This is a genomic window from Paenibacillus sp. KS1 (genome assembly GCF_001680695.1).
Classification (GTDB): Bacteria; Bacillota; Bacilli; order Paenibacillales; family Paenibacillaceae; genus Paenibacillus_B; species Paenibacillus_B suaedae.
Genome location: NZ_MAIS01000018.1, coordinates 39,832 through 62,167 on the forward strand (window position 1 = coordinate 39,832; position 22,336 = coordinate 62,167).

The 22,336-nt window shown below is 45.3% G+C and carries 16 protein-coding genes and 1 other annotated feature; of the genes, 14 read left to right on the forward strand and 2 right to left on the reverse strand.

What is annotated here, in order from left to right; genetic code table 11:
- Positions 1–148: 148 nt before the first annotated feature.
- Positions 149–373 (forward strand) — a binding site (T-box leader).
- 115 nt (positions 374–488) lie between these two features.
- The 7 genes from tyrS to BBG47_RS08445 all read left to right on the forward strand — a co-directional run bounded on the left by tyrS (position 489) and on the right by BBG47_RS08445 (position 9,877).
- On the forward strand, positions 489–1,751 hold the full coding sequence (gene tyrS, locus BBG47_RS08415) for a tyrosine--tRNA ligase (protein WP_065291396.1): 1,263 nt from the start codon (positions 489–491) through the stop codon (positions 1,749–1,751).
- Positions 1,752–1,831: 80 nt separating this feature from the next.
- Positions 1,832–2,512, forward strand: coding sequence for a protein rep (locus tag BBG47_RS08420; protein ID WP_065291367.1), 681 nt, complete (start codon positions 1,832–1,834; stop codon positions 2,510–2,512).
- Positions 2,513–3,583: 1,071 nt separating this feature from the next.
- Entirely contained in the window at positions 3,584–4,993 is a 1,410-nt protein-coding gene (tyrP, locus tag BBG47_RS08425) for a tyrosine-tyramine antiporter (RefSeq protein WP_065291368.1), read from the forward strand.
- A gap of 74 nt (positions 4,994–5,067) precedes the next feature.
- Entirely contained in the window at positions 5,068–6,939 is a 1,872-nt protein-coding gene (gene tdc, locus BBG47_RS08430) for a tyrosine decarboxylase (RefSeq protein WP_065291369.1), read from the forward strand.
- Positions 6,940–7,016: 77 nt separating this feature from the next.
- Positions 7,017–7,844, forward strand: coding sequence for a pyridoxine/pyridoxal/pyridoxamine kinase (pdxK, locus tag BBG47_RS08435; protein ID WP_065291370.1), 828 nt, complete (start codon positions 7,017–7,019; stop codon positions 7,842–7,844).
- Between the two features lie 85 nt (positions 7,845–7,929).
- Positions 7,930–9,315: a Na+/H+ antiporter NhaC gene (nhaC, locus tag BBG47_RS08440; RefSeq protein ID WP_065291371.1), complete on the forward strand. Its 1,386-nt coding sequence runs from the start codon at positions 7,930–7,932 to the stop codon at positions 9,313–9,315.
- A 247-nt stretch (positions 9,316–9,562) separates the two neighbouring features.
- Positions 9,563–9,877, forward strand: coding sequence for a YerC/YecD family TrpR-related protein (locus BBG47_RS08445; protein ID WP_065291372.1), 315 nt, complete (start codon positions 9,563–9,565; stop codon positions 9,875–9,877).
- 221 nt (positions 9,878–10,098) lie between these two features.
- Here the strand turns inward: BBG47_RS08445 and BBG47_RS30660 are convergent, their stop codons facing one another.
- A complete protein-coding gene (locus BBG47_RS30660; protein WP_005543954.1) occupies positions 10,099–10,203 on the reverse strand; it encodes a DUF6254 family protein in 105 nt (34 codons plus the stop codon).
- A 275-nt stretch (positions 10,204–10,478) separates the two neighbouring features.
- Here BBG47_RS30660 and BBG47_RS08450 point away from each other — a divergent pair, with 275 nt between their 5' ends.
- Both BBG47_RS08450 and BBG47_RS08455 read left to right on the forward strand, forming a co-directional pair.
- Complete coding sequence (locus BBG47_RS08450; RefSeq protein ID WP_251488684.1) at positions 10,479–12,164, forward strand: alpha/beta hydrolase family protein; 1,686 nt, start codon at positions 10,479–10,481, stop codon at positions 12,162–12,164.
- Positions 12,165–12,313: 149 nt separating this feature from the next.
- Positions 12,314–13,228 carry an alpha/beta hydrolase gene (locus BBG47_RS08455; RefSeq protein WP_217492501.1) on the forward strand — a complete coding sequence of 305 codons (915 nt, stop codon included), beginning with the start codon at positions 12,314–12,316 and terminating at the stop codon, positions 13,226–13,228.
- A 173-nt stretch (positions 13,229–13,401) separates the two neighbouring features.
- Here the strand turns inward: BBG47_RS08455 and BBG47_RS08460 are convergent, their stop codons facing one another.
- Positions 13,402–15,141, reverse strand: a complete 1,740-nt coding sequence (locus tag BBG47_RS08460; RefSeq protein ID WP_083189166.1) for an ABC transporter substrate-binding protein — start codon at positions 15,139–15,141, stop codon at positions 13,402–13,404.
- Positions 15,142–15,274: 133 nt separating this feature from the next.
- Here BBG47_RS08460 and BBG47_RS08465 point away from each other — a divergent pair, with 133 nt between their 5' ends.
- The 5 genes from BBG47_RS08465 to BBG47_RS08485 all read left to right on the forward strand — a co-directional run bounded on the left by BBG47_RS08465 (position 15,275) and on the right by BBG47_RS08485 (position 22,207).
- Positions 15,275–15,805 carry a GNAT family N-acetyltransferase gene (locus BBG47_RS08465; protein WP_065291374.1) on the forward strand — a complete coding sequence of 177 codons (531 nt, stop codon included), beginning with the start codon at positions 15,275–15,277 and terminating at the stop codon, positions 15,803–15,805.
- 156 nt (positions 15,806–15,961) lie between these two features.
- On the forward strand, positions 15,962–17,758 hold the full coding sequence (locus tag BBG47_RS08470; RefSeq protein WP_065291375.1) for a flavocytochrome c: 1,797 nt from the start codon (positions 15,962–15,964) through the stop codon (positions 17,756–17,758).
- A gap of 174 nt (positions 17,759–17,932) precedes the next feature.
- A complete protein-coding gene (locus BBG47_RS08475; protein ID WP_065291376.1) occupies positions 17,933–19,759 on the forward strand; it encodes an adenine deaminase in 1,827 nt (608 codons plus the stop codon).
- Positions 19,760–20,239: 480 nt separating this feature from the next.
- Positions 20,240–21,082 (forward strand): MerR family transcriptional regulator, encoded by an 843-nt coding sequence (locus BBG47_RS08480; protein ID WP_065291377.1) that lies wholly within the window; start codon positions 20,240–20,242, stop codon positions 21,080–21,082.
- 96 nt (positions 21,083–21,178) lie between these two features.
- On the forward strand, positions 21,179–22,207 hold the full coding sequence (locus BBG47_RS08485) for an NAD(P)H-dependent amine dehydrogenase family protein (RefSeq protein WP_065291378.1): 1,029 nt from the start codon (positions 21,179–21,181) through the stop codon (positions 22,205–22,207).
- Positions 22,208–22,336: the final 129 nt, after the last annotated feature.

The following is a 22,336-nucleotide window of genomic DNA, read 5'->3' on the forward strand; positions in this document are numbered from 1 at the left end:
TACCGTTTAAGTTATACTAATTGCGAACGGACAGTAGCAGAGGCGTAAAAGATCCCTGATTCCGAACTTCTTCAATTTTTAAAATTTCAAAAAAATGGTGTTGACAGACGGTTTAATAAGTTCTAAGATTGTCAGTAATCTAATATTGAATAACCCGATGAAAGAGCGAAGTAGCAATGTTGTCACTGTTCTCAGAAAGCCAGGGGTTGATGCGACCTGGTACACACAATGAATTGCGAATTACACTCTGGAGGTTCTTAGGTAACGCTAAGCGGATTGGCAATCGATATCATTGCCGAGAGTGGTATGAATAGTGGCTGCAGCACTGTTCATGCAAGCTGGGTGGTAACACGGTTAATTAATCGTCCCTATGTCTACAATAGACAAGGAGACGATTTTTTTGTATTTCTAAACCTATAAGGTAGCGTTTTGAACTTACATTCCCAATTATCAAATATAAATTCACACCAAGGAGCTGAATCACAATGATGAACATTATCGACGAATTGGAATGGCGCGGTGCCATTAATCAACAGACAGATGCTGAAGGTTTGCGTAAATTAACAAGCGAGAAATCGATATCATTATACTGTGGTGTTGACCCTACTGGGGACAGCATGCATATCGGACACTTGATTCCATTCATGATGCTGAAGAGATTCCAGCTTGCAGGACACCGTCCGGTAATCTTGATTGGTGGAGCAACAGGGACAATCGGCGATCCAAGCGGCCGTACAACAGAGCGTACGCTGCAAACGATGGATCAAGTCCAAAATAACGTAGATGCATTGACTGCGCAAATGAAGAAGCTATTCTTGAACGAAGGCGACACTGGCCTGCGCATGGTGAACAACTACGATTGGACTCATAACGTAACAATTCTTGATTTCCTTCGCGACTACGGGAAGAACTTCAGCGTCAACACGATGCTGGCGAAAGACATCGTAGCAAGCCGTCTCGATACGGGGATCTCCTTCACTGAGTTCTCGTACCAGATTCTTCAATCGATGGACTTCCATCACTTGTTCGTTAATGAAGACGTACAACTGCAAATCGGCGGCGCGGATCAATGGGGTAACATTACAAGCGGCCTTGACTTGATTCGCAAAAAAGAAGGATCAGAAGCTAAAGCATTTGGTTTGACAATTCCATTGATGCTCAAAGCAGATGGTACGAAATTCGGTAAAACTGCTGGCGGTGCCATCTGGCTCGATCCGAACAAAACGACTCCATTCGAGTTCTACCAGTTCTGGGCAAACACAGATGATCGTGACGTAATTAGATACCTGAAATTCTTCACATTCTTAACGCAAGAGCAAATCAAGACGTTGGAAGAGAAAGTACAAACTGAGCCGCATAAACGTGAAGCTCAACGTGTACTTGCTGAAGAAATGACCAAATTCGTTCATAGCGAAGAAGCATTGGTACAAGCTCAGAAAATTACAGCTGCCTTGTTCAGCGGAGATATCAAAGCGCTGACTGCAGATGAAATCGAGCAAGGCTTCAAAGATATGCCTACATTCCATGCTTCTAAGGAAGAGAAAAACATTGTAGACTGGCTCGTTGATCTTGGTATCGAACCATCCAAGCGTCAAGCGCGTGAAGATATTGCGAACGGTGCAATTTCGATGAATGGAGAAAAAGTAACGGATCTGGAAATGACAGTTACTGTGGACAATTCCTTCGATGGCCGCTTCATTATTATCCGTAAAGGGAAAAAGAGCTACAGCCTCGTGAAATTGGGAGAATAGCTGCTCATGAAATTTGGAGAATAGCTGCTACAGCTATTCTCTTTCCTTTATCTCCTTTAGTTAGGGGGCAGGATAACCAAATGCCAGAATCGTGGAAAAAATCGCTGCAAAGTGCTTTACTGAATCATCGCATTATATCGGCTATCAATCAGGACATGCAAGTCAATTGGCTTATGCTCGATCTCGGGATTGCCGAAGTGGCTCTCGATCAACTGAATGAAGAACTTGACCGTATGCTAATTGCGTTCAATCGATTATGCAAGTATAAACAGGTAAAGCAGATATCGCTAGGCTGCTTTCGAATGTTGGATATTATACGAAATGAAGAGAGTTGCCAGCCTAAGCTACATATTCTGCTTCCAACAATTAAGAGTTATTTTCAAGGCAGGTATTATATTAAGGCAGAGTCGTGGTTGTCTCTATGGTGCAGAGCCTTGGATAAAGAATCTGTAGACCATGTGACCGTGAACGTGAAGGTTGTGAACCCAAAGGGCGATCAGCAGGCGACTGTTCAAAAGATGGACGAAGGCTTGGACAAGCTTGTAGTGAATAGGGGACAACGAAGGTTGGAGAGTAGTGAGCCAAGTACCCTACTCCCTTCTCGCAGATTAATTGGATACAGCAGAGTGATGAAGGAATATATGGAGAAGTTGAAGCCTGATCCTGTATATGATTTGAGCGAGTACCGAACAGAAGATGTCGTAGCGAACGCTGCATTCGAAATCATGCTCGATTGGTATCCTGGGATACGGCTCAAATAGATCATCATCCTAAGAAATAGAGTCATCATTTAATTTATATAGATGATAGAAGTTTGAAGGACTGGATTGAGACAAAATCCAGTCCTTTCTTTGTACGGAACGTCACCAATGAATGCTGCTTGGTTCAAAAAAGTGGGAGCTGAAGAGAAATTATACACTTTCTGATGCAGATTGAGCGCATTAATCTATAAAGGCCATAAAAAGATCAAAAATTGAAATGTTTGGCTATGATATATTTCACAATTAAAATATGAGGATTATCATAGGAAAATAAGAAAGGGTACATGTTTTGATATAAGAAATAGCCGATTTCAACATAATTACTTACCAAATTAATCCTCTTCATTTGTATCTGCGTACTTCAAGCATTTGATTGGAATTTGATAAAAAATAGAAATAGAGAGGGTATTATCTATTTCTGAGAGGTTTCCCTTACTCCAGCAAACCGGTAAACATATTCCCCAGCATGTATAAGTATTCCCTTTTGTATTTTCTTCACTCTTTGTTCCCCAATCCAGTTTTGCCCTCAATTACGTTCAACCTTAGGGAATAAGAACAACTTCCCCAACGCATGATAGTGATATCTTCTAGTAGGCAACCAATCCCCATGTGTGCTTTTATTTCATGATTGAAAGGATGTGTGTTCAATATCAATAAATAAATGATAGAGAAGATGAATTGATGTATATATAAAAATACTATTTACCGCATTTATATTCACTATTTCACCCTGGAAATGCTTTTACCTATAGAAGCGAAAAACCTTTAAAGCCTTCATCGAATTGCTGGAAAAAGCTTTAAAGTATCTGCTAACAAGATTCTGGAAAATGACGAAAAAACCTTATGTGACAAGGTGTTGAATCGAATTGACAGAACAAAAAAATGAGGCGTATACTGACGGTGCAAGTTAATCGATTAACAAAACTATATAAATAATTTCATATGATCAAGGGGTGAGCTCGAAGCGTTTCAATTGCATTCCTATAGTTTCAATTCATACCTTATTCATTGATTTGAATAATTTAGGAAGATTGAAAAGGTTAGACAACTGAGAGAAAGAAGGATAGATCAATGGCCAATTCAAAAAAGTTGACGCTATTCGGGTTAATTGGGATTACGATGGCGTTCTTCGGTACTGTTCGTAGTGTGCCGACACTTGCCGCCACCGGCTGGACTCAAATCTTTTATATGTTGGTTGCAGCCGTATTGTTCGCCTTGCCAATCGCGTTGATGTCAGCCGAGCTGTCAACAGGGTTCCCTGAAGAGGGCGGACCGCAAGTATGGGTTAAAAACGCTTTGGGCGAGAAATGGGGCTTCGTTACCTCATGGCTCTTATGGGTACAAATGTTCTTCGGGATGGTAATGGTCGCATCCACAGTAGGGGTTCTATTTGGATACGTCATTAATGTTCCCGATTTATCATCAAACAATTACTTCATATTCGCAGTTATCCTGATTTCATATTGGGGCGTTACATTATTGAACTTGAAGTTCGATATGGTCAAAATTGCAGGTAACTGGGGCGCAATTATCGGGGTATATATCCCATTCGTTATTCTCGTAATCCTGGGTATTATGTACATGATCAAAAATGGCATTAACCCACAAGGTTACTTGGCTGACTTCAAAGCAAGCAATTTGTTGCCGAATCTAAGCGATTTGGGAAGCTTGGCATTCTTGTCCGGTATCATCTTTATCTTCGCTGGTGTAGAGATCTCCTCTGTACATGCGAATAACATCGAAAATCCGAAACGCAACTATCCGATTGCAGTTATCGCTTCCGTTATCTTGCTGGTTATTTTCAACCTGATTGCAGGTCTTACTGTAGCAAACGGTGTTCCAATGGGGAAAATGGAGCTTGCGAACATTACGCAGCCTTACCTGATCTTCTGTGAAGACTTAGGCATTCCATCAATTTTCGTTAATATTATCTCGGCAATGATTTTGATCGGTGTACTCGTTCAGCTTAGTGCATGGGTACTTGGACCAAGTAAATCGATGATCAAGGTCGCAGAAGATGGTAACTTGCCGCCATTCTTCCAAAAGAGAAATGGAAAAGGTATTCCAATTTCGTTCGTATTGATTCAAGCGATTGTTATCTCGTTAGTTTCCGTTCTTTATATCGTAGTACCTGACGTAAACAGTGCGTTCTTGATTATCACAATTACAACGACAATTCTCTATTGTCTCGTATATGCTTTTATCGCAATTTCAGCAATTCGTCTTCGTTACAAAATGCCTGAAGTCGAAAGACCATTCCGACTTGGCAGCAAAGGCAATGGCTTGATGTGGTTCGTAGCTTTGCTGGCCTTGTTGAGCGTAGGCATAACATTGGTTGTTAGCTTGATTCCACCATCTATTCTCGAACCAAGCCAAACAACGGGTTATATCATTTATCAAGTAGGCGCAACAATTGTTATGGTGGGCATCGCCCTTATCATATATAAATTCAAGAAGCCAAGCTGGAAAAAGAGTGAATAGTTTCACAAATTAAGTGCTTCATCAATTCGTTTCATCACATTCAATTCATTTATACATCACGGGAGGAATAGAACATGAACTATCAAATTCCGGAAATTAACTTGAAAGCATTATTCCTTGGTTCTAAAGGCGAGAACGTTAATCTCTTCAAAGAAGTATTGAATAAAATTGTGGACGAGCATGTTGGCTGGAGACAAAACTATCAACCGCAAGATTTGCCAGTCATCTCTCCTTTCGATAAGAGCTCTGAGAGCTTCCGAGATACTGCAGACCATATGCGCAGCGTATTCGATCAATTGTCTTCCAAGCTTCGTTCCGAATCCTTGCCATGGCATACAGCAGGACGTTTCTGGGGTCATATGAACTCGGAAACATTGATGCCAGCAATTATTGCTTATACAGCAGCAATGCTGTGGAACGGTAACAACGTAGCTTATGAATCTTCTCCAGGTACATCCCAGATGGAAGAAGAAGTTGGACATGAATTGTGCAAAATGATGAGCTATCGCGAAGGACATAGCTGGGGCCACATTTGTGCTGATGGTTCCATCGCGAACTTGGAAGGTCTCTGGTATGCACGTAACATCAAGTCCTTGCCGCTTGCGATTAAAGAAGTTGCGCCTGAGCATGTAGAAGGCAAATCCGAATGGGAATTGCTCAACATGTCTACGCAAGAAATCATGGACATCATGGACAAAGTTCAAGATCAATTGGACGACATCAAAGCAAAATCCGCACGCAGCGGTCGTTATTTGGACAAGCTTGGTAAATGGCTGATTCCGCAAACAAAACACTATTCCTGGTTGAAAGCAGCCGACATTATCGGTATCGGCTTGGATGCTGTTGAAGCAGTCGATGTAGACAGCAGCTATCATATGGATATTGAGAAGCTGGAAACACGCATTCGTGAATTGGCAGCAGAAAATACGCCAATCCTTGGGGTTGTCGGCGTAGTCGGCAGTACAGAAGAAGGTCAAATCGACCATATTCATAAAATCGTTGCTCTTCGTGAAAAATTGGCGAAAGAAGGCATCTACTTCTATATCCATGTCGATGCAGCTTACGGCGGCTATGCACGCTCCATCTTCTTGGATGAGAATGATCAATTTATCGAATACAACAAAATTAATGAAGTATTCAAGAAACACAATATCTTCACTGATATGAGCTTGAAGGACGAATGGCTTACAGAAGATGTATATGAAGCCTTCAAAGCAATGAGCAAAGTTGAATCCATTACAATTGACCCGCACAAAATGGGCTATATCCCTTACTCTGCAGGTGCAATCGTTATTCAAGATATCAGAATGCGCGACGCGATCTCTTACTTCGCAACATACGTATTCGAGAAGGGTGCAGATATCCCAGCATTGCTTGGTGCGTATATTCTCGAAGGTTCCAAAGCAGGTGCAACAGCAGCGGCTGTATGGACAGCACACAAAGTATTGCCACTCAACGTTACAGGCTTTGGTAAATTGATGGGTGCGAGCATCGAAGGGGCTTACCGCTTCTACAACTTCTTGAAGGAAAGAACATTCAACGTTAATGGCAAAGTGATTAAACTTCATCCATTGACTAAACCAGACTTCAACATGGATGACTATGTATTTAACGAAGAAGGCAACACAGACTTGGAGAAAATGAACAAGTTGAACCATGACTTCTTCGACTATGCTTCCTATGTGAAGGGCGGATTGTACAGCAACGAATTCATTACATCTCATACAGACTTCGCAATTCCTGACTATGGCAACAGCCCATTGGAATTCGTCAACAGTCTTGGATTTAGCAGAGAAGAATGGGATCGTGCAGGTAAGGTTACAATCCTTCGTGCTTGTGCATTGTCTCCATATGCTCATGACAAAGACGTATTCGAAGAATATGCGCTTAAGATTGAGAAAGCAATGCAAGACAAGCTTGAAAAAATCTACATGTACGAAATGTAAGATTCACATTAATAAAAATGGGATGCGTAACAATCTTCGGTTGTTGCGCATTCCTCTTTATCCAAGGGGTGCCGGATATGACAAACATCAAGAAGGTATTAACAGTTGCTGGCTCAGATTCAAGCGGCGGCGCAGGATTGCAGGCGGATCTGAAGACTTTTGAAGAATATGGAACATTTGGCTTCTCGTCCATTACTTCCATCGTAACCATGGATCCGGATAACAACTGGCATCATGCCGTATATCCGATTGATCCTGAACTTGTTCGCAATCAGATTAAAACTGTACTATCTGGGGGCAAACTAGATGCGATGAAGACAGGCATGCTCGGCTCCATTCCTGTCATCGAGCTGCTTAGAGAAGTTATTGATCAGCACGACATCACGAATGTCGTCATCGACCCAGTTATGGTGTGCAAAGGCGAGGATGAAGTTGTTCAACCGGAAAACGGCGAAGCCATTCGAGAGCTTCTGCTTCCTAAAGCAACAGTTGTGACACCGAACTTGTTCGAAGCGGGGCAGCTTGCGGGAATTCGCAAAGTCAGCACGCTAGAGGATATGAAGGAAGCTGCGGCCAAGATCCATGAGCTTGGAGCACAGAACGTAGTCATTAAGGGTGGCAAGACATTGGAAGATCAGAAAGCCATTGATCTCCTGTTCGATGGTCGATCATTCACGATGTTCGAAGCTGAGAAGTTGGATACGAATCATAATCATGGTGCAGGGTGTACATTTGCGGCGGCTATCGCTGCGGGTCTTGCGAAGGGGATGTCGGTCAAGGATGCGGTAGCTGCAGCGAAGCAATTCGTCACAGCAGGCATTGGAGGCGGATTCGCGCTTAATCAATTTGTAGGACCTGTATGGCATGGTGCGTATAATAAGGCTGAACAACGCATGAATCGCTAAGACAGCATAGGATATGTCCAATCTATAGACCCCATTTTGCGAGCGCAGCATTTGCAATAGATGGTCATGAAGGAGTTCGGCTTATATGAAGAAAGAAGAGGTTACACTGAAAGAAAGCCTATTTCTTTTAGTTGTTTTATTAGCCATTATAGGAGCTTGTATTATCGGCTTAAGCATGGATCCACAAATTCCGATACTATTCTCCTTGGGGATTATTATCGTCTTCGCTAAAATAAAGGGCATATCTTGGGATCGCGTTCACAAAGGAATATCGAACGGCATTACGCCCGGGTTAATCCCTATTCTCATCTTTATGCTAATTGGAGCCTTAATCAGCGTGTGGATTGCAGCAGGAACAATTCCGACGATCATGGTTTATGGCTTTGGCATCTTGTCCGCAAAATATTTTTTGCCTTCTGTCTTTGTCATTTGTGCAGTCGTGGGAATTACAGTAGGAAGCTCATTTACAACTATCTCAACCGTAGGTATTGCCTTCTTCGGAATGGGTCAGATCATGGGATATCATCCCGCCATTACGACCGGGGCAATCATTTCAGGCGCATTCTTAGGGAACAACGTCTCGCCATTATCGGATACGACGAACTTGGCATCCGCCATTGGTGAAGTCGATTTATTCGATCACATTCGTTATATGATGCGTGTCGTCATTCCCGCCTTTCTGATCTCACTTCTCTTCTTTGGAGTTGTAGGGCATGCGAAGGTGCTGACGACAGGCGAACAGATTAACGAACTCGTTCAGACCTTGAATTCGTCATTTACCGTATCTGCATGGACCTTGATTCCGGTATTAGTGCTCTTCCTATGTGCATGGCGTAAAATTCCGGCCATTCCGACTTTGCTGCTAAGCATCGTCTTTACCATCGGAGTTCTGTTTATTTATCATCCAGACACAAGCTTGGCAAGCCTGTCTAAGCTGATGCAGGATGGTTACGTTGCGCACACAGGCGTTGAGAGCGTGGACAAGCTGTTGTCTCGCGGCGGTATCCAGAGCATGATGTGGTCTGTATCCCTTATTTTGCTTGCATTATCATTAGGCGGGCTGTTGGTAGAAATGAACATCATCAAAACGATTATTTCTCGCATCTCTTCATTTGTTAGCACAAAAGGAAAGCTGATTCTGATGACGGCGCTAAGCTCTATGGGGATTAACCTTCTCCTTGGAGAGCAGTACTTGTCCATTATTTTACCGGGAGAAGCGTTCAAGTCTCAGTATGATGCGATTGATGTGGGACGCAAGGAAATGACGAGAATACTCGCCAATGGCGGAGCAGCTTTTAATGCGCTAATTCCTTGGGGCGTCAGTGGGGTATTTATTACAGGGACACTCGGCGTATCGACACTTGAATATTTGCCGTTCGCTATTTTCTGTATTGTGGCACCGCTTCTCAACATTTTGTACGGTTTCTTGGGAAAATCTACGAAAGCTTCCAAAGCTTCCAAAGCAGCATAATCGCAAACGATAAGAAGAAAAGTTGGTGCATAGAGCCAGCTTTTTTTCTATGGAAGGTGCTGCTCTTCTTATGAAATATGTGGTATTAATTACTAATGAAAAATAATGCTATAATATGTTATACCTATTTCAGATACTTGGAGAAAAAAATCACATAACTGGATATGTCATATGAATGACCTTCTAATCCCACCTTCAACATGATGAGATTGGAAATCAGCCAGTCAGTACTCAAGGAGGTAGACATATGTTAATAGAAGAGCTGCAGGGGAAAGCGTTAGATGAATTTTTCCAAGGGATTTTATCTTTGGAGACGATTGAAGAGTGCTATGCTTTCTTTGATGATTTGTGCACAGTAAATGAAATTAAGACGATGGTTCAGCGTTTCCAGGTTGCGAAGATGCTGCACAACCATAACACATACAGTGAGATTGAAGCTGAGGCGAATGCAAGCACGGCTACCATTTCCCGCGTTAAGCGATCCTTGAATCATGGCAACCACAGCTATGAATTCGTATTCGCACGTATGAAAGAACAATCAGAGAACAATCCAGAGAAGTAAGTTTCCAATCTTCAGACTTTGCGTACGATGTATCTGCGATCTGCGTACAATGAATACCTCTCCATGCAAGCTTATGCACCTAGAAGGAAAATCAGCCTTCAAATCAATTAATTCTTTGTGAAACGATACAATTTTCATACCATTAGGGAAGGAGGGGGACTAAGCTTCGCTGCATCATTACGAGATAAGCGAAATGCCCAAGTCGCCCCTTATCATGCATGTTACTCCTCAACAAGCTCCTTGAATGATTTCACCTTGCCATGCGCATGCGGTGTTTGCTTGCGGATTTTATCGGCGTTTTCCCGGCGATGTTTTGGAATGGACATGGATGATAGCCTCCTCTTGAAATGAGCCCAATAAGGCATAGTAAGTTTGCGGCTGGATAGATGCAAGCATCTGTCTAGCCGTGCTGCACTCGGTTCAATCGTGAACCGAATGTGTTGTTAATATGAGCTGGATTCATAGCGACTATCCCCGCCAATGTTAGGGGGAGAGGGGTTATGGATTCTTTTGACATGGAATTGGGTGTTGTGATATCTTTTATTTAGACATTTATCTAAATGTCTAATGAGTTCTAATTCTGTGGCCGGGAGGATTCCAATTGAATAAATCAGCTTGGAAATGGATGATGGCAGCATGCTTGCTGCTCGGGAGCGCAGTCCCAACTGCATTTGCAGAGGAGACGAAGCAGGAAGCGGCATCAGAAAAGAAGGAAGCTGCTAGCAAGGTGCAACTGCGGCAAGCGGCGAACGCAATTGGAGCTTATGTAAAGTGGGATCAGAGTACGAAAGAAGCAACGGTTACTTATGGGGATCGTGTATGGATCGTACGCAGCGGATCTGTTGAATCGACGATTAGCGGCCAACCGTTGAAGCTGACTGCAGCACCTAGAGTGGAGCAAGGAACTCTGGTTGTACCTTGGAACGATCTGTGTGAAGCCTTGCACATTCAAGCGAAATGGGTAAATGGGAAAGTGGAAGCAGAAATGTCGGACTGGAAGACGCGTGCGTCTCAATTTGTCATGCAATTCGCAGCAGCTGCTGACCGTCCGGAAATGGTGGAGCAGATCCAATCTTCTCTGACTCCGGCACTCAAGAAAGCGGGTCACGTGTACCCGATCGGCATGTTTGCCAAGCAAATTACGACGATGTTCGGACAACCAACCCAATTGATCCAAGTCACGCAAACTGAAAATGATGTGCATCGTAATGCTGCCGTCTCATTCAAGACTGATAAAGGCTCGGTATTATCCGTGGTGCTCCGTTATGCTAAGGACGGCTTGGTGGATGATATGTATTTCAATTTCGTACCCCAAGGTCAATATCAAGCCCCATCCTATGATGATAAGGATGCTTATAGAGAAGAGTCGATCGTAATCGGAGAAGGGGAATTCAAGCTGCCGGGCACACTGACAGTGCCAGCGTCAGGAGACGGGAATTATCCGGTTCTGGTGCTTGTACATGGATCGGGTGCGAATGATCGAGATGAATCGATCGGCAGCAGCAAGATGTTCCGTGACCTGTCCGTCGGCCTTGCCAAGCAGGGGATTGCAACGATTCGTTATGAGAAGCGGACGCGTGAATATTCGTATCAGTCCACCGCAGTTCCACGCTTTACGGTGAAGGAAGAGACGATAGATGATGCCCTTCATGCGGTTGCATGGGCGGCCCAAGACAAGCGGCTGAACAAGCAGCAGATCTTTGTGCTTGGCCACAGTCAAGGCGGAATGCTCGTGCCTAGAATTCTTGCTCAGGATACTGCGAAGGCAATTCGGGGAGCTGTAGTTGCAGCAGGGCCATCTGGCCCGCTTGAGGATCTCATGCTGACGCAATTCGAAGGCCAATTGGCTCGTGCGAAGGAGTCGAAGCTTCCAGAGCAGGCAATTGCTCAATTGGAAGCACAAGTAGCAGCTTGGAAGCAGTCCCTTCAAATCATAAAAAATAAAGAATATACAGTCGACAACTACCCGGCAAATCTGCCAATCGGCACACCTTCTTGGTGGTTTGATTTCCGCGACTATTATGGCGGAGACATTGCGAAGACTCAGCAAGTTCCAATGTTCCTCATCCAAGGGGACAATGATGTCCAAGTGGGCAAGGAGCATTTAGACGGCTGGAAGAAGGCGCTGTCGGCTCGTACCAATGTCGCATACAAGCTGTATCCGAAGCTGAACCATGTTTTTGTACCGTATGATAAACCATCGACCGGAGAAGAATATAAGCTGCCGGGCAACGTACCGCTTGATGTTATTACTGACATGGCGAAATGGATAAAAACTCAATCTTAATGATATCGTTGCCGTTATACACGTCAATGTAGCATTGGCTTATAACCAAGAGCGTGATAGTCTAGATAGCTAGGCTATGCGCTCTTTGTGATTTTTGAGTGGAATGATTTATGCGTTATAATGGATAAATAGACAAAGGGGGGCTGGTCATGCGACATACGAAAAAACCGCGAAAACGCAGAATCTGGCTTCTGATCTCCCTTATTCTCATAATTTTGATTCCCTACATATTGGTGAACAGCACACCTGCATTAACGGCGCTGTTTGTAAGAAAACTATTTGAGACTCCAATCGCGACCCAGCCAGCAGGGTACGCATCGTATAGCAGCCAAGTGCAGGTTCAGCATGATTTGACCTATCCATCGAGGTATAAGGACAACCAATTCGATATATACTTGCCACAATCATCAAGCGCCGAAGAAGCGAAATCCTATCCGACTATTATCTGGGTGCATGGCGGTGCGTATGTTGGAGGGGATAAGAAGGATCTTGCGATTTTTTCCACCATGTTAGCAAGTCAAGGTTATGTGGTATTGGCGATGAATTATGAGCGCGCACCAGAAGCCAAATATCCAACACCTATTTTGCAGTTGGATGAATGTTATCAATATGTGAAGGCGAATCCAGATCGCTTCCCAATTGATACGAATCGGCTGTTCTTTGCCGGAGATTCGGCAGGAGCACAGATTGCCAGCAATTATACTGCCATTCAGACGAACTCAGATTTAGCACGTCAAATGGGTATGGAGCAAGCAGTGCCACGAGGCACAATAAAGGGAATGCTGCTGTATTGCGGCCCATTCGATCTTCAACTGTTCCACAGTACGAAGTATTCGCTGCCTGTGCAATTTTTCTTGAATCAAGTAGCTTGGAGCTACATCGGAGAGAAGAATTGGCATGAAGTGGAGAAGGTGAAATTAGCTTCGGTTGTGAACTTTGTGACGAAGGATTATCCGCCAACCTTTATTACCGATGGCAACAAAAATTCATTTGAGGAGCACGGAAGAGAGCTGGCTGCAAGGCTGGAGGCAGTGAATGCCCCGGTTCATTCGCTCTTTTTCTAGCAGAATGAGGCGATTACCGAGCATGAATTCCAATTTAAGTTAGATACCGAGTCTGGAATGAAGGCATTGGAGCAATCCTTGTCATTTTTGAGGCAATACGCAAGCAAATAAAAAAACAGGAGCATGTATGCACAAAATAAGACAATGCACACTGCGCTCCTGTTGGGTATATATTAATTTTTCAACGGTGGAGTCCATAATTTATACAGGTCAGCAAATCCAAATGAATCATATTGAACAGGCTGCAGCATAGGATGAATGGGGCGCACGTGCTGCGGATGATGCATGAAACCAATGCAGGCTTCATCAACTACGTATTGAACGATGCGATCAATTCGTCTTTCTCTCTCCTCCGCATTTTCATGCTGGAACAAAACGAATTGGGAATCAATCCATTCGAGCTGTTCATCGCACAAATAACGACGGAAAGCCAATGCATCGCTGCGGAAAGCAGCAAGCACTGACAGATGTGGATCTAGTGATGATACCTCACCGGACAGGATGATATCCATGTGCGGATCGTTCGTCGAATCATGGACATCTTTAAAGGAGTAGGGATGAAGTTCGATATGGATCCCGATACAGAGCGCCCTTTGTTGAATCCATCCTGCTTCCTCCCATGCCTCTGGGATATCCAGCATATATAACCGCAGCTTTTCGCCGCTATAGGAGCTGGAGGCTAGCCATCTTTTTGCGTCTGTTAGACTTTTCCTGACCAGTGTGCTTCTCCACGGGAAAAAATGAGAGGCTGGGATAAGCCCAGTTCTGCCTAACTCCTTCCACATGGTTTCCATGTCCAGCAATTCGTTCAACGCTTTCCGCAGCATGCGATCCCGCATGGTAGAAGAGTGCTTCGTATTAAACATAGCAAACCGATATCCAAGTTCCGTAGGGCGATCATATGCCGCATTGAAAGGAACTGTTCCAGTGCTAGGGATGTCATATTGAATAAGATGTGCCCGTTCCGGGGGCATTTGCCAACAATGGATCTCATCCATATAAGCGCGCTCGCGAAAATGCGAATCAAATGCATGCAGTACAACTCGATTCTGCTGGCAGGATACAATTCGATATGGCCCTGTGCCGATAAAGAAGCTGTCCGTATTCTCACCATCCTCGGGCAGGATGATCATCGGTGTTGACGCCAGATAGCGTCCAAACAAAGGATTCGAGTGATGTAGTATAATGCGAGCCACGAGTGGCGAAGGACAATCTATAGATGCGATATCCCGGGCAAGCCAGTGATTGGGAGAGGCTGAATGCATGAGCCTCTCCATGCTGAACTTGACGTCCCGACTCGTCAAAGCGCGATGGTGATGGAACCATACCTGCTTGCGCAAATATATCGTCCATGTTAGCCCCTGTTCATCGACCTCCCACCCAATAGCTAAATGAGGCACAAGCTCATTCTGATCGGCATCATAACGGAGCAGTGTATCCCCGATCAACGCGGAAAGCATTGAATCATAGGTGATCGATACAAACGCAGGATCAAGATTCGTTACCGGAAAGGTCGTAATTGCATGTAACACATCCTTGCCTAATGTTGTAGACTGTAGCCCCAACTGCTCTTGTATAGGCTTTTGCAAATCACCGATCCACTGCCTTGGAAAAGGAAGCTGAAGCACTTGAAGCAGCTGCTCCATGTCCTGTTGCTGAAGACAGAGCTGGATGAAATCAAGCAGATCCTCATAAAAATCCGTAGCGAAGCAAATCTCCGATTGATTTCCTCTGCCGCGTCCGGGAATGTAAGTACAATCATACTCAGATACCAGCTTATGTAGCTTTCGTTTAGCATTTTTCCGGCTGCAATGCCATACATTCTCCAGTTCTTGCAGCCGCAGCATTGCGGTATGCTCATGTTCACGCTCGTAGAGATAGGCGCGCAATGATAAATAATCCAGTTGAAGCAATTGACTCACCTCACTAAAAGGGGACATGTAAGCAAGAATTATACCCTTTTTCCCTCTTTTTGCAAGGCTGATAATAGGGATAAAGCAATTATTATTAGTTTTCTAAACAAGAGAGAAGCAGGGAGGCATTCCTATGTTCACAACACAAAGAATCCGATTGCGCAAAATGACGGAGCAGGATGCACAGGTGTATCATAGCTGGAGAAACGATGCAAGGGTGATGGAGACAACGAATCCGCATATGGATTTATATGCTCCTGAGGATACTGATGCTTTTGTTCGCACTGTTATACTTGGATCTTCGAGTTCGAAATCGTATATCATTGGTGACGCAGACACGGATACGCCCATCGGAATCATGTCGCTCATTTCAATCGATTACAAAAATCGCAATGCGGAGCTGATTATCGATATCGGAGAACCGAATTATTGGGGGAAAGGGTACGGTCAGGAAGCATTGCAGATTTTACTGTACTATGCCTTCAATGAGTTGAATTTGCATCGATTGTCCTTACGGGTGTTCGATTTTAACGAGAGAGCGATTAGGCTGTACTCGAAAATAGGCTTCAAGCAAGAGGGGGTTATAAAAGAGGCCTTATTCCGCAATGGAGCTTGGCACGATATTATCCATATGGGACTGCTGCAATCCGAGTACATGAAGTAAAGTCTACAGCGAAAATATGAAAATAAAAGATATACTAGGTGAAAGTGATAACTTTCACTTTTAACAATCAAAATATATGCTACTATTATCCATGTACGGTACATCTTTCGCATGCGCAGCGGATCACCAGTATATACAAACGAGGGGTATAACAACATGAAGAGCATTCGTAAGGCCGGAACTTGGCTGCTCATTTTATGTCTTATTGTAATGGTAGCAGCTTGTGGCAATGGAAGTAGCAAGGAATCGCAAGGAACCGCACAGCAGGAACAAGGAAATACCATTACATCTGTCGGGGAAGGTGATGGCAAGCACGGTGCGATCAAGGTAGAGGTTACATTTGACAACAATGAAATTACGGACATTAAGGTACTCGAACAGAAGGAGAATGAAGTTCTGGCCGAGCCTGTATATAAACAATTGAAAGAAAATATGATCAGCACGAATACGGCTGAAGTAGATGCAATCAGCGGCTCCAGCATGACAAGCCATGGCTTCATTGACGCAGTCAAAGATGCTGTATCTAAAGCAGGAATTACGCTCATCGCGAAGAAGGCCGATTCCTCCAACAAATCCGAGGAGCCTGCGGAACAAACCTATGACATCGTTGTGGTTGGTGCAGGCGGAGCAGGATTCAGTGCGGCAATTGAAGCGAAGAAGGCAGGGGCTTCTGTCGTACTATTGGAGAAGATGCCAACCGTTGGCGGCAACACGTTGATTTCCGGCGGGGAAATGAATGCGGCGAACACATGGGTTCAACAGAAGCTTGGCATCAAAGATGATGTCGAATTGTTTATTAAGGATACACTAAAAGGCGGTGACAACGTCGGTGATCCTGAGATGGTGCGCGCGATGGCCGAAAATGCGACCAAGGCAGCAGAATGGCTGAAGGATGAAATCAAGGTTGAATTTTTGCCGGATCATCTCTTCCAATTCGGTGGACACTCCGTGAAGCGCGCGCTTATTCCACAGGGACATACAGGAGCAGAGCTGATTACGAAGCTGAAGAAGCATTTGGATGGGGCTGGCATTCCGCTGAAGACAGATACGAAAGTGGAAAAGCTGCTCACAGACAGCTCTGGCAAAGTAATCGGCGTAGAAGCAACAGGTGCTAAAGGAAGCAAGCTGACGTTCCATGCAAACAAGGGCGTTATCATTGCATCCGGCGGCTTTGGCTCCAATGTAGAAATGCGTAAGAAATATAATCCGGAGTATGACGAGAAATACATGACAACAGATGCTCCTGGCTCTACAGGCGACGGTATCGTGATGGCTCAGGATGTAGGGGCAGCATTAACGAACATGGACAGCATTCAGACGTATCCGGTCTGCGATCCAGTAACAGGTGTTATTTCGCTCGTAGCGGACAGCCGCTTCGATGGCGCAATCCTTGTAAACCAAAGCGGTAAGCGGTTTGTTGAAGAGCTTGAACGCCGCGACGTAATTTCCAAGGCAATTTTGGCGCAAGAGGGAAAATACGCTTACCAACTGTGGAACGAAGATATTGCGAATATTAGTAAGACGCACGAGGTGCATAAGGACGAATACGACGCACTCGTGAAAGAAGGCATGCTGTATAAAGCGGACACGCTTGAAGACGCTGCAAAGTTCTTCAACATCGATCCGGCTGCATTGAAGGCAACAATTGAGCGGGTCAACGGCTTCGCAAAAGCAGGAGATGATAAGGACTTCCATCATCGTGCTGGCCTGAAGGACATGAGCAAGGGCCCTTATTATATTGAAAAAGCAGTTCCATCCGTTCACCATACAATGGGTGGCGTGGTGATCAACAAGACGACTCAAGTATTGAATGAGAAGGGACAACCGATCCCAGGCTTGTTCGCAGCAGGTGAAGTAACCGGTGTCATCCACGGCAAGAACCGTCTCGGCGGCAACGCAGTTGCGGACGCCATTACATTCGGCCGTATTGCAGGACAACAGTCTGTGAAATAAAGTTAGGCAGATGTGATTATAGTGAAGCCTGATTAACAAGCTAATCATAGTAATGGAAGTAGGCCGCAGCTTAGCTGCGGTCTTTTCTTGTAGAGAATATTTTCCCAATCACCTATAATGGGAGGATGGCATCATGAATAACCATATTTTTCTTACAAAGGAGACATCGACATAATGGGATCCGCATCACTCTTTGCAAGAACGCATCTAGCAGAATGCGTGCCTGACCTCGTAGCAACGGCAAGAGGAGATAAGAAAGCGACGCTTGTCATTCAGCATGCCAAGCTGGTCAATGTGACTTCTGGAGAAATATTGGACGATATGTCCATCGGTGTACAAGGTTCAAGGATTGCATTTGTAGGCAAGGATGCAAGTCATCTTATTGGAGACACGACGAAAGTTATTGATGCACAGGGCCGTTATGTAGCGCCCGGACTGCTTGACGGGCATTGCCATATTGAGAGCAGCCAGATTACGCCAACGCAATTTGCAAGAGCTGTATTGCCCAAAGGGACAACAGGCGGCTTTTTCGACGCGCATGAGATTACGAACGTTCTCGGACTTCCGGGATTGAAGCTTATGCTTGATGAAGCGAGAACGACTCCACTCGCCGCTTACATGCAGGTCGCTTCCTGCGTGCCTTCTACCGGCCCAGAGCTGGAGACGGCAGGCGCTTCGATTGGACCGGCCGAGGTAGCGGAAGCCTTTACGTGGGGCCCGGACATGATTGCCCTTGGCGAAGTCATGAACTTCCCGGGCGTCGTATTCGGCGATGACAAAATGATTGGGGAAATTCAAGCTGCCTTGCGCGCAGGCAGAGTAGCTGATGGACACTATACATGGCCTGTTCAAGACTGGCGATTGCCAGCATATGCCGCCAGCGGGATTACCGGTTGCCATGAAAGCGTGAATGCGGAGGATGTCATCGCACGCGTGCGGCTGGGCATGTATGCGAAAATGAGACGCGGTTCCGCATGGCATGACGTTGCGGAGTCAATCAAGGCCCATACTGAGCACAATATCGACACGCGCCGCATGATACTCGTCACCGACGATCGGAGTCCAGAGTCGCTAGTAGATGAAGGACATATGGATTTCGTTGTACGCCATGCGATTGCGCAGGGAGTGCGTCCTGTGACGGCATCACAGAAGGCAACCATTAATACGGCAGAACGATTTGGCGTGGCGCGGGATGTAGGTTCGATTACGCCGGGTTCGTTCGCGGACATGATTATGCTGGACGGTCATATTTCCGACGTGAATGTAATCATGACGATTACTGCCGGACAAGTAGTCGCCGAGCATGGTCAAATGGTCGTCGAACTTCCAGAGTTCCATTATCCCGAATCAGCGATTCGCTCCGTACACTTGGCTCGTCCGGTAAAGGCAGAAGACTTCGTGATTGAAGCACCGATTACGGGCGGTGTTGCAACCGCTCGTTCGATTCAAGTGAGGGAGAATCATGTGGACACGAAGGAATTGCTTGTGTCTGTGCAGGTTGAAGACGGAATCGCATCATTACGAGATCAAGCGGATTTATGTAAATTAGCCGTGATCGAGCGCCACCGTGGTACGGGCAAGCAGGCAGTAGGCTTCGTATCCGGTGTAGGGTTCCAGGAACCGGCTGCGTTGGCTTCGACGGTGGCACATGATTGTCATAATGTCATGGTCATCGGCAACTCCGACGAGCTTATGGCGAAAGCAGCGAATGTCGTTGCCGATATGCAGGGCGGTATCGTGCTCGTTACCGAGACGGAAATCGTAACTTTGCCGTTGCCCGTTGCTGGCCTTATGTCGAATGCGCCGTTCGAGCAAGTGGCGGAACAGTCGAAGGCAGTTAGCGAAGCCTTGAACAAGGCAGGCTGCACGATGAACTATGCGTTCATGACCTTATCGCTGCTTGCCCTCGTTGTCGTTCCCGAGCTCCGTCTGTCAGATATCGGTCTCATCAAAACGACGGAACAAGGTTTTGTTCAGGTGCCATTGTTCGTGGAGCAATAAAACAAGCATTCATCTTTATATACAGTCATTTCGGTCAGGCGTCTTTCCAACAGGAAAGCGCCTTTTTTATATAATCTTTTCTTATGAAATTAATGAATTAGAAAGGTGGAAACTGCATGCGTACGGGGGAATTTTTATGTTCTTACTCGATAATTCATTTGAGTATCAATTTGTTGGAAAGCCGCTTTTCATCGATCGTTCTGACAAATGGGGGAAACGAATCGATATCTCGTTTCGTATCGTACAAATGAGCAGCCTGATGAAATAAGAAATTACACCGCAAATTTTACACTGGATAAAAACAAAGCATGGAAGCTCGGGCAAATTGATTAAGGTGTGGGCATGAGGAGGATAAAGAAACGGAATGTCTTACGCTAACAACCAATGCTGTAACGGTAGAGATCGTAGAAGGACAATCGACATGATGAAGCGAAAAGGATAGAGATACGTTTAATAGCTTACAAGTTGAGGTGCACCGTCATGACGAAACTATCTATCGGCCGCATGGCCGAGCTGAATCATACCTCTGTACAAACACTTCGCTATTATGACAAGCTCGGTCTCTTGAAGCCTGAGTTTATTGAAGAAAGCACAGGTTATCGGTATTATGCAATCAAGCAGTGCGCAAGATTGGACATGATCAACTATATGAAGTATCTGGGAATGTCCTTGGACAGCATCAAGGAATGGCTCGATCATGAAGAGGTCGAATCGATTCCTGCAATGCTGCGGAAGCAGGCGGCGCTAATTGAGCAGAAAATGAATGAACTGGAGCAGATGAGGAGAGCAGTTAACGTAAGCATCAACAATTATGAAACGTATATCCAAGCGCCAAAAGACGGACATATTGTGCTGGAGCACATTCCTGCACGCAAAATCCTTTGCTATGACAGCGGCATCAATATCTATGAGAACACGTTGGAATCCTATGAGTATATATTGCGAGAGCTGCGAACACAGGCAATTGTGAATCACCTGCCGATGGCATACTTCTGCAATGTCGGTTCAATGATACGCAAGGACAGGTTGAAGCGAGGTGAGTTCGTATCCACGGAAATATTTCTGTTTGTCGAAGATGACTTTGCTATGCAAGAGGGGGTTGAATGGATTCCCGAGCACGACTATTTGTGCATCTATTGCAGCAGTTTCTTCGATGAGCAGGAGTGCGCTAATAAGCTGCTCGCCTACGTTCGCGAGCTTGGATACGACATCATAGGCGATTACATTTGCGAAGTCGTAGTTGAACTGCCAGTATTTCATCATGAGGAGCGCAACATGTTCATGAAATTGCAGATTCCCGTACAAAAGGGATTGACTCTATAGTTGCTATAGAGTTTATGATGAGGACATAGGAGCTCCAAGTATTTCAGATACATTAGATTGTGAAATTAATAACAATCCATCAAGGAGGCTGTCCACATGCGAGAAAAAATCAGAGTGATTCAATATGGCTGCGGGAAAATGGGGATTTACTTTTTGAGATATTTGTATGAAAAAGGGGCCGAAATCGTTGGTGCAATCGATCTGAATCCGACCGTCGTCGGCAAGGACGTTGGCGAAGTAGCGGGACTCGGCGTGAAGCTGAACGTGCCGGTTCGCTCGGATGCAGAGGAAGTTTTCAAAGAGTGTGACGCGCAGGTGTGCATTATTGCGACGACGAGCTTGCTAAGCGATACGTATGCTGCATTCGAACTTGCTGCGCGTTATGGGGTGAACGCCATCAGTACATGCGAAGAGGCCTTCTATCCATGGACGACTTCTCCGGCGCTGACGAACCGGTTGGATCGGCTGGCGAAGGACAACAATTGCACGTTGACGGGATCCGGGTATCAGGATGTATTCTGGGGCAGCTTGATCACGACATTGGCAGGAGCAACGCATCAGATTACGAGAATCGAAGGCATGTCCAGCTACAACGTGGAAGAGTACGGCATTGCACTGGCAGAGGTTCATGGTGCGGGATTGACGCTTGCGGAATTTGAAGAGAAGATTGCAAGCAACAATGACTTGCCTTCCTTCATGCGCAATGCCAATGAGTGGCTGTGCTCGCAGTTCGGCTGGACGATCAAATCGATGGATCAGCAGTTGATTCCGATGACGCATGACAAAGATCTGTACTCGACGACGCTCGGCAGAACGATTCCGGCTGGCGACGCGACGGGTATGTCCGCGGTCGTCACTACGGTAACCCATCAAGGATCGGTCATCGTGACAGAATGCATCGGCAAGGTATATGCGGAGGACGAAGTGGATCATAATGACTGGATCATCAAAGGTGAGCCGAAGACAGAGGTTAAGATCGCGTGCCCGGCTACCGTAGAGCTTACCTGTGCAACGGTGGTCAATCGCATTCCGGATCTGCTGCAGTCACCTGCGGGCTTTTACACGACCGAGAAAATGCCTCCGGCACAATATCGCACCTATCCGCTCCATTATTACGTGAAATAATATAGATCGTGAACAAGGCAATGGCTGAAAAGCTGTTGCCTTTTTTTGTAACTATTTCCTGTATAATTTTTGGAAATTTTACAATTGTGCGATGAAAGTCATTGCATTCTGACAAGATGCAAGCTAGAA

Bases quoted from the DNA above. Each gene is read 5' to 3' on its own strand.
- BBG47_RS08455 (WP_217492501.1), top strand. From the start codon at position 12,314: ATGCGACATACGAAAAAACCGCGAAAACGCAGAATCTGGCTTCTGATC.
- BBG47_RS08445 (WP_065291372.1), top strand. From the start codon at position 9,563: ATGTTAATAGAAGAGCTGCAGGGGAAAGCGTTAGATGAATTTTTCCAA.
- nhaC (WP_065291371.1), top strand. From the start codon at position 7,930: ATGAAGAAAGAAGAGGTTACACTGAAAGAAAGCCTATTTCTTTTAGTT.
- pdxK (WP_065291370.1), top strand. From the start codon at position 7,017: ATGACAAACATCAAGAAGGTATTAACAGTTGCTGGCTCAGATTCAAGC.
- tdc (WP_065291369.1), top strand. From the start codon at position 5,068: ATGAACTATCAAATTCCGGAAATTAACTTGAAAGCATTATTCCTTGGT.
- tyrP (WP_065291368.1), top strand. From the start codon at position 3,584: ATGGCCAATTCAAAAAAGTTGACGCTATTCGGGTTAATTGGGATTACG.
- BBG47_RS08465 (WP_065291374.1), top strand. From the start codon at position 15,275: ATGTTCACAACACAAAGAATCCGATTGCGCAAAATGACGGAGCAGGAT.
- BBG47_RS08480 (WP_065291377.1), top strand. From the start codon at position 20,240: ATGACGAAACTATCTATCGGCCGCATGGCCGAGCTGAATCATACCTCT.
- BBG47_RS08475 (WP_065291376.1), top strand. From the start codon at position 17,933: ATGGGATCCGCATCACTCTTTGCAAGAACGCATCTAGCAGAATGCGTG.
- BBG47_RS08420 (WP_065291367.1), top strand. From the start codon at position 1,832: ATGCCAGAATCGTGGAAAAAATCGCTGCAAAGTGCTTTACTGAATCAT.
- BBG47_RS08470 (WP_065291375.1), top strand. From the start codon at position 15,962: ATGAAGAGCATTCGTAAGGCCGGAACTTGGCTGCTCATTTTATGTCTT.
- tyrS (WP_065291396.1), top strand. From the start codon at position 489: ATGAACATTATCGACGAATTGGAATGGCGCGGTGCCATTAATCAACAG.
- BBG47_RS08485 (WP_065291378.1), top strand. From the start codon at position 21,179: ATGCGAGAAAAAATCAGAGTGATTCAATATGGCTGCGGGAAAATGGGG.
- BBG47_RS30660 (WP_005543954.1), bottom strand. From the start codon at position 10,203: ATGTCCATTCCAAAACATCGCCGGGAAAACGCCGATAAAATCCGCAAG.